This window comes from Nonomuraea dietziae (genome assembly GCF_014195505.1).
Lineage (GTDB): Bacteria > Actinomycetota > Actinomycetes > Streptosporangiales > Streptosporangiaceae > Nonomuraea > Nonomuraea roseola.
Window position 1 is genome coordinate 8,942,679 of the sequence record NZ_JACIBV010000001.1, and the last position, 9,189, is coordinate 8,951,867.

General features: G+C 70.4%; 12 protein-coding genes. 7 read left to right on the top strand and 5 right to left on the bottom strand.

What is annotated here, in order from left to right; translation table 11 throughout:
- Nucleotides 1-138 precede the first annotated feature (138 nt).
- The 4 genes from FHR33_RS42570 to FHR33_RS42585 form a co-directional block, all read right to left on the bottom strand.
- Entirely contained in the window at nt 139-357 is a 219-nt protein-coding gene (locus FHR33_RS42570; protein ID WP_183659785.1) for a helix-turn-helix domain-containing protein, read from the bottom strand.
- A complete protein-coding gene (locus tag FHR33_RS42575) occupies nt 357-854 on the bottom strand; it encodes a DUF2975 domain-containing protein (RefSeq protein ID WP_183659786.1) in 498 nt (165 codons plus the stop codon). The genes FHR33_RS42570 and FHR33_RS42575 overlap by 1 nt, the downstream gene beginning before the upstream one ends.
- Nucleotides 855-983: 129 nt before the next feature.
- Complete coding sequence (locus tag FHR33_RS42580) at nt 984-2,159, bottom strand: cytochrome P450 (RefSeq protein WP_312895988.1); 1,176 nt, start codon at nt 2,157-2,159, stop codon at nt 984-986.
- A 59-nt stretch (nt 2,160-2,218) separates the two neighbouring features.
- The gene (locus tag FHR33_RS42585) at nt 2,219-2,380 is read right to left on the bottom strand and encodes a hypothetical protein (protein ID WP_183659787.1); all 162 of its coding nucleotides are present in this window, start codon (nt 2,378-2,380) and stop codon (nt 2,219-2,221) included.
- Between the two features lie 87 nt (nt 2,381-2,467).
- Here FHR33_RS42585 and FHR33_RS42590 point away from each other — a divergent pair, with 87 nt between their 5' ends.
- From FHR33_RS42590 to FHR33_RS42605, 4 genes are all read left to right on the top strand, one after another.
- Complete coding sequence (locus tag FHR33_RS42590) at nt 2,468-2,713, top strand: protein kinase family protein (RefSeq protein WP_183659788.1); 246 nt, start codon at nt 2,468-2,470, stop codon at nt 2,711-2,713.
- Between the two features lie 118 nt (nt 2,714-2,831).
- The gene (locus tag FHR33_RS42595; RefSeq protein ID WP_183659789.1) at nt 2,832-3,107 is read left to right on the top strand and encodes a DUF8825 domain-containing protein; all 276 of its coding nucleotides are present in this window, start codon (nt 2,832-2,834) and stop codon (nt 3,105-3,107) included.
- Nucleotides 3,108-3,241: 134 nt separating this feature from the next.
- Complete coding sequence (locus FHR33_RS42600; RefSeq protein ID WP_183659790.1) at nt 3,242-4,489, top strand: hypothetical protein; 1,248 nt, start codon at nt 3,242-3,244, stop codon at nt 4,487-4,489.
- Nucleotides 4,486-5,151, top strand: coding sequence for a DUF2786 domain-containing protein (locus FHR33_RS42605; protein WP_221241476.1), 666 nt, complete (start codon nt 4,486-4,488; stop codon nt 5,149-5,151). The genes FHR33_RS42600 and FHR33_RS42605 overlap by 4 nt, the downstream gene beginning before the upstream one ends.
- Before the next feature lie 37 nt (nt 5,152-5,188).
- On the opposite strand, the gene pgm is transcribed toward FHR33_RS42605, so the two are convergent.
- Nucleotides 5,189-6,796 (bottom strand): phosphoglucomutase (alpha-D-glucose-1,6-bisphosphate-dependent), encoded by a 1,608-nt coding sequence (pgm, locus tag FHR33_RS42610; protein ID WP_183659791.1) that lies wholly within the window; start codon nt 6,794-6,796, stop codon nt 5,189-5,191.
- A gap of 59 nt (nt 6,797-6,855) precedes the next feature.
- Here pgm and FHR33_RS42615 point away from each other — a divergent pair, with 59 nt between their 5' ends.
- The 3 genes from FHR33_RS42615 to FHR33_RS42625 form a co-directional block, all read left to right on the top strand.
- Nucleotides 6,856-7,845 carry an ABC transporter substrate-binding protein gene (locus FHR33_RS42615; protein ID WP_183659792.1) on the top strand — a complete coding sequence of 330 codons (990 nt, stop codon included), beginning with the start codon at nt 6,856-6,858 and terminating at the stop codon, nt 7,843-7,845.
- Nucleotides 7,842-8,663, top strand: coding sequence for an ABC transporter permease (locus tag FHR33_RS42620; protein ID WP_183659793.1), 822 nt, complete (start codon nt 7,842-7,844; stop codon nt 8,661-8,663). The genes FHR33_RS42615 and FHR33_RS42620 overlap by 4 nt, the downstream gene beginning before the upstream one ends.
- Nucleotides 8,651-9,189: ABC transporter ATP-binding protein (locus FHR33_RS42625; protein ID WP_183659794.1), on the top strand; the 539-nt coding region annotated here is incomplete at its 3' end. The genes FHR33_RS42620 and FHR33_RS42625, both read left to right, overlap by 13 nt.

Here is a 9,189-nt window from a genome sequence, read left to right on the forward strand (position 1 = left end):
GTGGAATCCCCCCGAGTTCCCGTTGCTGTGGGAAAGCCTAAACAGGGGGGCGGAGTTTATTAAGCGGAAAAACTGCCAACCATCAGCGGATTGGCGCCATGCCGTGCGCCGCCGGACGCCGGTCCGCTGCCGGCGGCGTCACCCGTCCCCGGCGTCGGCCTCCCAGCGCAGCAGGTCTCCCGGCTGACACTCGAGCACCTGGCAGAGCGCGGCGAGCGTCGTGAAGCGCACCGCCTTGGCGCGGCCGTTCTTGAGCACCGCCAGGTTGGCGGGCGTGATCCCGACGCGGTCGGCGAGCTCGCCCACGGACATCTTCCGCTTGGCCAACATCACGTCGATGTCGACGGCGATCGGCATCAGATCACCTCTTCGAGCTCGGCCTGCATCTGCGCCGCCTCGACGTCGCGGGCGACGGCCTGGGCGAGCAGCATCCGCAGCACGAGCACGACCAGCGCGACCCCCAGGATCGCCAGGGCGGCCCCGCAGATCAGCAGGACGATGCCGGGGGCGACGGGCTCGCCCGGCGCCAGGAGCACCGCGAGCGCGAACATCAGGAGGGCGGCCGCCACCACCGCGCCGATCACGATGTGCACGTACCGGAAGGCGGCCTGGGAGAAGACGGTTCCGCGCCGCACCATCGTCACCAGCCGCCACACGCACACCAGGACGACCTGGGCCGTCACGACGCCCAGGACCACGATCACGAGGAACGGGGTGCGCAGGTAGGCGTAGTCCGCGTTGAGCTCCTCCATGTCGGTGGCGAGCAGCGGCACCATCACCGTCTGTACGAATACCGAGCCGGCCAGCAGCGCCACGAGCACGGCTCGCAGCGCGAGCACTGTCAGCTTTCCCATCGTCTCTCCTTCGATCGAGCAGCGATGGAAATGTATCGAATTTCGATAGGTGCGGCAAGCCGCCACCCGACGCGACAAGACCGCCACCTCCTGCGAGGCGGCGGTCCGAGATTCGTGCGCGGGGAAACCCTAGAAGGCGACCGGGAGCTCCTTCACGCCGTAGACGATCGCCAGCTCCCTGAAGGGCACCTCGTCGTACGGCACGGCCAGCCGCAGCGAGGGGAAGCGCCGCAGCAGCGCGGGGTAGGCGATCCGCATCTCCATCTGCGCGAGCGGAGCGCCGATGCAGCGGTGGATGCCGTGCCCGAAGGCCAGGTGGGAGGGGGCGTCACGAAGGGGGTCGACGCGGTCCATGTCGGCGCCGAGCGAGGGGTCGCGGTTGGCCGCGGTCAGCGAGCACAGCACCATCTCGCCCTTGGCGATCCGCTGGCCGCCCAGCTCCAGGTCCTCGCGGGCGAAGCGGGGGAAGGCCACCTGCACCACGGTCATGTAGCGCAGCAGTTCCTCCACCACCTTTGAGACGTGCTCGCCGCCCTCGCGGACCTTCGCCAGCTCGTCGGGGTTCTCCAGCAGCCACAGCGTGCCGAGGGCGAGCATGCTGGTGCTGGTGTCGTGCCCGCCGGTCAGCAGCCCGTCGGCGAACCCGGCCAGCTCCTTGTCGGAGATCTCGTCGCCGTGGTCGCGCACCAGCTGGCCGAGCAGGCCCTCGCCGGGGTTCTTGCGCTCCCTGACGGCCAGCTCGGTCAGGAAGGCCATCGACTCGTTCACCGCGTCCAGCGAGGCCTCGGGCCCCGCGGAGAAGTCGAACCTGTCGGTGCTGAGGCGCAGGAAGTCCGAGCGCTCGTCGTACGGCACGCCGAGCAGTTCGCACACCACGAGCGAGGGGATCGGCAGCGCGAACATCTCGACCAGGTCGACGGGGGAGCCCTTGCGCTCCATCGCGTCGAGGTGCTCCTCCACGATCGCCTCGATGCGCGGCTCCAGCCTGCGCAGCCGCCGCATCGTGAACTCGGGTGTCAGGTAGCGCCGCAGCCTGGTGTGCTCGGGCGGGTCACGGAAGCCGAGCCCGCCTGGGTCGTCCTGCGTGGCGCCCATGCCGATCACGTTGCCGAAGTCGTTACTGAAGCGTCCCGCGTCGCCGAGGACGGCCCGCACGTCCTCGTAACGGGTGGCCAGCCACACGGTCTGCCCGCCGGGGATCTGCATGGGGAAGACCGGCTGCTCCGTGCGGATGCGGGCAAGCTCGGCGACCGGGTCGAAGCCCTCGCGCATGAACTGCACGAGCGGAAACTCGTTTTCAGACACGAGTGTCAGCGTAGGGGGAGGGGGTGCCGGTTATGAGAGTCGGTGGGATGAGATGTGCCTCATCCTGAGGGCGGAAGATCAGTCGGCCTGTCGAATCCCTCGGAGGCTCCGTACACCTCCTCGTCGTCAGGATCCTGCTCCGGCTGGTTGGCCGGGTCGGACGCGGAGGGTGTGAACTCCTCCGCGAAGTCGGGCTCTTCCTCTGGCTCTTGTTGCGACATGGCAGGCCCCTACCCCCCGGACGCGGGCTCTCCCCATCCGTCCCATGGTTTTGCCCGCCTTTGGCGTCCGGCCTGTCACGGTGGAGTATGGACACGCCGGGTGAGGAACGGTGGCTCAGCGCGCTGCGCGACCGCGCGGCCGGGCTGGCCTTCCCCGAGTGGCAGCCGCGCGACGACGACTGGACGAGCCTCCACACCTCCTTCGACGAGGAGGGCGCCCCTCTGACGGAGGTGGCCGTCTACCGCGGCCACGAGCGCATCCACTTCCGTCGCTACACCGGCGAGGATCTGACCGCCTTCTGGATCAGGCTGGTCAACCAGATCTCCGAGTGAACGGGTCGGCTGGATGCCTTATGGCAAAAGGGATATCGGCGGCGCGGCGGGGCGGTCACCTGCCCTGCTCATCCCCCGTCTTAGGATCGGCTCATCACCGCGCCGACCTGGGGGAACGATGGCTGACTTCGACCCGCCGACCGATCTGCTCGAGCTCAAGAGAGCCTTCAACGTCATAGACGCCCGCTGCGAGGAGATCTCCGCCGCCCTGCCGTCCAACGTCGCCGTCCTCGAGGGGAAGGCCGAGTTCGACGTGGAGCGGCAGGCCGAACTGGTGGAGGCCAGGTCCGACCGCCTGCGCCTCGTGGAGGAGATCAACCGCCATCCGTGGTGGTCGGCCGTGGACGACAGGCACGCGGCGTGGAGGGCGCTGCACCAGGCCGCCCAGTCCTGACGAGCACCGCGCCGTCCGGCCGATTTCTCCGGCCATGACTTTGATGATCCGACCAAAGGGAGGTATGCCCGACTGATAATCTCAACGATCTCGTTGATATACAGTCGGACATCAAGACTGACGGAAAGTGACTGATGCCTCTCTTCGAGCAAGCCGCCACTTTCGCGTCGGAGCACCCGGTCGGCACGGCGTTCATCTGTCTGCTGGCCCTGATCGCCCTGGCGCTTGCCTTCTTCATCCTTCGCGTCGCCCTTCGCGTCTGCACGCGCTTCTACCTGCAGGTCGTGGCTCCTCGTCCGATCGAGGACATCCTCACGATCGTCGCCGCCTCGATCGCCACCGGCGTCTCCGCACAGGGCATGTGGCGTTTCTCCGGCGACGTGCTGGGTCTCGACGGGCCGCTGCGGCTGCTGCTGTTCGCCTTCATCGAGGTCGCGATCGTGACCTCGGCCGTACGGGCGCGGCGCAACATGAGGGAGAACTTCTCGGCGGGCATCGACGGCATCGCCGTCTGGGCGCTGACCTGCCTGACGGCCGTGCTGTCGAGCATGGACGCGCGCAGCCTCGCCGAGGCGATCTTCAGGCTGGCCGCGCCGCTGGTGGCCGCCTGGCTGTGGGAGCGGGGCATGGCGATCGAACGGCACCGCATCCGCGGCACCGGCCGCATCAACTGGCGCTTCACGCCCGAGCGGGTGCTGGTGCGGATGGGGCTCGCCGAGGTGTCGGACCGTACGGCCAGCGAGGTCGACGCGCACCGCAGGCTCACCCGCGTGGCGCTGGCCGCCAAGAAGGCCAGGTCGCTGCGCGAGCAGGGCGCCTCGGAGCGCAAGCTGCGCGTGGCCATGGCGCGCCTCGACCGGGCGATGGACCAGGCCGTCGAGCACACGGGCCTGGCCGTCGACCCGGCCCGCCAGGAGGCGCTGCTGCAGCAGATCGGCGCGCTCTACAACACCGCCAAGCTGATCGACGCCGACCCGCGCGTGCCGTGGGAGAGCGAGGACCAGCTGGCGACCGACCACCACCACGTGCCCGCCAGGCCCGCGCTGCCGCCCGCGCTGGCCCGCCTGGTGGAGGACGAGGACGAGGACATCGAGGTCCTCGACACCACCCCGCAGGTCATGGACACCGCCCAGCGCGCGGCGCTGATGCGGGCCGCCCGCGAGTACTGGGACAGGCAGATCGCCAAGCGGATCGTGCCCCGCACCGTCGACATCGCGCAGGAGATCGGCATCTCGCTGGCGACGGCGAGGGAGTACCGCGCGCTGTGGAAGCTCGAACCGCAGGCGCACGCGCTGATCGAGGCCCTCTACCAGGAACACGGCATCGTCGACACCGGCACCTTCCCCATCATCGCGGACGGCGACCGTATCCTCACCGGGTGAGCGACCCGGGGATGAGCCGCACCCTCGACAGGGTGCGGAAGCTGCTGGCCAAGGCCGAGGGCACCGACAACGAGCACGAGCGCGAGACGTTCATGGCGGCGGCCACGGCGCTGATGGCCAAGTACGGCATCTCGGCCGTCGCCGAGCCGTCGCCCAGGGGGCCCGGCAACAGGGTCGTCACGGTCGGAGATCCGTGGGCGAGAGAGAAAGCCCGCCTGGTGTACCTGGTGGCCGAGGCGTTGCGCTGCCGTCCGGTCCTCATCGGCAAGGGGGAGGGCGGGCAGCGGGTGCACGTCTTCGGCTTCGCCGCCGACCTGGAGCGCGCCGACCTGCTGGCGACCTCGCTGCTGCTGCAGATGGCCTCGGGCCTGGCCAGGGTGCCCGCACCGCCCGAAGGGGTGCGGGCCTACCGGCGTTCGTGGATGCTCGGCTTCACCGACGAGGTCTACCGGCTGCTGTCGGCGGCCGAGTCGAAGGCGGCGGCCACCGGGACGCCCGGCACCGCGCTGGTGCTGGCCGATCGCAGGGCCGAGGTGGAGCAGGCGGTGGCCGAGGTCTACCCGAAGATCCGGCGCAGCGTGCCGAGGATGAGCGGCGACGGCTACCGCGACGGGGTCTCGGCCGCCCGCCGCGCCGACCTGGCCCGCCCCGCGGTGCGCTAGCCCCTGCTCCGGCCGTCGGCTCGGCTTCCCCCGCCTGTCAGCTCAGCGCGGCCGAGACGACCGCCCTTGCCTCCTCCTGGACCTGGGCCAGGTGGTCGGCGCCCTTGAACGACTCGGCGTAGATCTTGTAGACGTCCTCGGTTCCCGAGGGCCTGGCCGCGAACCAGGCGCTCTCGGTGCACACCTTCACCCCGCCCAGGGCCGCCCCGTTGCCTGGAGCGCTGGTCAGCACGTCCGTGATGGGCTCGCCCGCGAGGGTGTCGGCCGTCACCTGCGAGGCCGACAGCTTGGCCAGCACCGCCTTCTCCTCCCGCGTGGCGGGCGCGTCGACGCGCGCGTAGGCGGGGGCGCCGAAGCGCGAGGTCAGCTCCTGGTAGCGGGCGCTGGGCGAGGCGCCGGTGACAGCGAGGATCTCCGAGGCCAGCAGCGCCAGGATGATGCCGTCCTTGTCGGTGCTCCACGCCGAGCCGTCGCGGCGCAGGAACGAGGCGCCGGCGCTCTCCTCACCGCCGAACCCGAGAGAGCCGTCGAGCAGGCCGGAGACGAACCACTTGAACCCGACGGGCACCTCGTACAGCGGGCGGCCGAGGTCGGCGGCCACCCTGTCGATCATGCCGCTGCTGACCAGCGTCTTGCCGACGCCCGCTCCCGCGGGCCACGAGGGACGGTGGCCGTAGAGGTAGGAGATGGCCACGGCCAGGTAGTGGTTGGGGTTCATCAGCCCGCCGTCGGGCGTGACGACGCCGTGCCTGTCGGAGTCAGCGTCGTTGCCGGTGGAGATGTCGAAGCGGGCCTTGTTGTCGATCAGCGAGGCCATCGCGTAGGGGGAGGAGCAGTCCATGCGGATCTTGCCGTCCCAGTCGAGCGTCATGAAGCGCCAGGTGGGGTCCACAAGCGGGTTCACCACCGTGAGGTCGAGGCGGTGGCGGTCGGCGATCTCGCCCCAGTAGGCCACGCTGGCCCCGCCGAGCGGGTCGGCGCCGATGCGCACGCCCGCCGACCTGATCGCGTCGAGGTCGACCACGCTGGGCAGGTCGTCGACGTAGTGGCCGAGGAAGTCGTAGCGCTCACCCATGGCCGGCGTGTAGGGGGCCCTGCGCACCTCCTTGAGCCCGCCCGCGATCAGCGCGTTGGCGCGGTCCTGGATCCAGGAGGTGGCGTCGGTGTCGGCAGGGCCGCCGTTGGGCGGGTTGTACTTGAAGCCGCCGTCGCCGGGCGGGTTGTGCGACGGGGTGACCACGACGCCGTCGGAGCCCGGGTGGGTGAGGATCGCGTGCGAGACGGCCGGCGTGGGGGTGTAGCCGTCGCGGCTGTCGACCAGCACGGTCACGTCGTTGGCGGCGAACACCTCCAGCGCGGAGATCTTCGCGGGCTCCGACAGCGCGTGCGTGTCGGCGCCGAGGAACAGCGGCCCGGTGATGCCCTGCGCGGCGCGGTACTCCACGATCGCCTGGCTCGTGGCCAGGATGTGGTCCTCGTTGAAGGCGGTGTTGAAGGACGAGCCTCGGTGCCCCGAGGTGCCGAACGCCACGCGCTGCGACACCTCGGAGGGGTCGGGGTGCAGCGCGTAGTACGCGGTCACCAGGCGGGCCACGTCGACCAGGTCGGATGGCTGGGCAGGCTGCCCGGCGCGCTCATGCGTCATGAGATCCACTCTACAGATCCGGCTTGACACAGACTAAACCTACCTGAATTATAGGGAATATGAGTCCTCGCCTGGCGATCCTCGCGGTCGCGACGCTGTGCGCCCTGTCCGCCTGCTCCTCGCCCACCGCGACAGCGCAGGCGGGGGCCGTACTGAAGATCAAGGATCCGGGAAACGCCGGCCCCCTGGCGTACGCGAAGAAGAACGGAATCCTGGAGAAACGGCTGGCCCAGGTCGGTGCGAAGGTCGAGTGGGGCGGCACCTACGCCTCCTTCACCGCCACCATCGACGCGGTCCGCTCCGGCTCGGTCAACGTGCTGGAGGGGGCGATCTCGCCCGCCCTCGGCTACCTGGCCAACGGCAGGGACATCAAGATCTTCTCCATCACCGACAGGGTCGTCGACCCGGCCGCGCCGAAGACCGACGGCCTGGTCGTTCCGGCCGACAGCCCCGTCAAGGACGTCAAGGAGCTGGTGGGCAAGCGGATCGCCGTCAACAAGGGCGGGCGAGGGGAGTACCTGCTGCTGCTGGCGCTGGAGCGGGCCGGCGTCAGGCCCGACCAGGTGACGCGGGTCTACCTCAACCCCGACCAGGCCGCCTCCGCCTTCGCCACAGGCAAGGTCGACGCCTGGTGGGCCATCGTGCGGGCCTACCCCGAGGCGGTCGCCAAGGGCGCCCGCGTGCTGGTCCACAGCAACGACCTGCCCGACCAGGACCTCAGCATCCAGGCCGCCAGGGTCGAACTGCTCGAGAAGCACCCTGAGGCGGTGCGGGTCTACCTCGACGTACTGAGGGAGCTCACCGCGCAGGCCAAGACCGAGCCGGACGCGTTCCAGAACGTCTTCCTCGCCCAGGGGCCCACCGCCCTGTCGGGGGCGCGGCTGAAGGAGGAGCTGGACAAGTCGAGGTACGCGCTGCCCCCACGACCCGCCACCGCCGCCGACCTGACCTACGTGAAGGACGTGGCGGGCGTCTTCCACAGGTACGGCGTGCTGCCCGCCTCGGTGAACCCCTCCGACGTCATCTTCGACCTGCGAGCGTCGTCGTGACGACCCTCACCTCGGCCGAGCCGGTGACGGGCCTGGAGGAGCCGAGGTTCCTCGGTGTCAGGCACCGGCCCGCTGCCCTCAGTGTGGCGATCAGGGCGTCGGTGCCGCTGCTCCTGCTGGCCGCCTGGTGGTACGGCTCGGCGAGCGGGGCCATCCCCTCCGACGTGCTGGCAGCCCCCTCCCAGGTCGTGGGGGCGCTCGGCGAGCTGGCCGCGACGGGACAGCTCGCCGACTACCTGCTGGCATCGGCCCACCGAGCGGGTCTCGGGGTCCTGCTCGGCGGCGGGGCCGGCCTGCTCCTCGGCGTGGTCGCGGGGCTGTCCGCGCTCGGCGAGGAGCTGGTCGACCCGACCATGCAGATGAAGCGGGCCGTGCCCTTCCTCGCGCTGGTGCCGCTGTTCATCTCGTGGTTCGGCGTCGAGGAGAGCTTCAAGGTGGTGCTCATCGCGGTGGCCGCGGCAGGCCCGATGTACGCCTACACCTACCTGGGCGTCCGCGGCGTGGACCGCAAGCTGGTCGAGGCAGCCAGGGGCTTCGGGCTCAAGGGGCCCAGGCTCGCGCTCGGCGTCATCATCCCCACCGCGCTGCCGAGCATCCTCATGGCGCTGCGCGTCTCCCTGTCGGTCGCGCTGACCGGCCTCATCGCCGCCGAGCAGATCGGCGCCACCGAGGGGATCGGCTACCTCGTCACGCTCGCCCAGCAGTACTACCGCAGCGACTACATGGTCCTGTGCGTGGTCGTCTACGCCGTGCTCGGCCTGGTCATCGACCTGGCCATCCGCGGCGCGGAGAAGGCGAGCATGCCATGGCGGCGGTAAGTCTCAGCGGCCTGACCAAGTCCTACGGCGCCAAGACCGTGCTGAGGGAGCTCGACCTCGACATCGCCAGGGGAGAGTTCTTCGCCCTGCTCGGGCCGAGCGGCACCGGCAAGACGACGCTGCTGAGGGTCCTGGCGGGGCTGGAGCTGCCCGACGCGGGCACCGTGCTGGCGCCGCCGCGCCGTACGACCGTCTACCAGGAGCCGCGCCTCGTGCAGGCCCGCAGGGTGCTGGCGAACGTGACGCTCGGACTGCCGCGCTCGGCCCGCGAGTCGGGCAGGGCGGCGCTGGCCGAGGTGGGCCTCGAAGGCTACGACGAGGCCTGGCCCTCGACGCTGTCGGGCGGCGAGGCGCAGCGGGTCGCGCTGGCCAGGGCGCTGGTCAGGCAGCCTGAGCTGCTCCTGCTCGACGAGCCCTTCGCCGCGCTCGACGCGCTGACCAGGCTCCAGATGCAGGAGCTGGTCGCCGAGCTGTGCGCCCGCCACAGGCCCGCCGTCGTGCTCGTCACCCACGACGTGGACGAGGC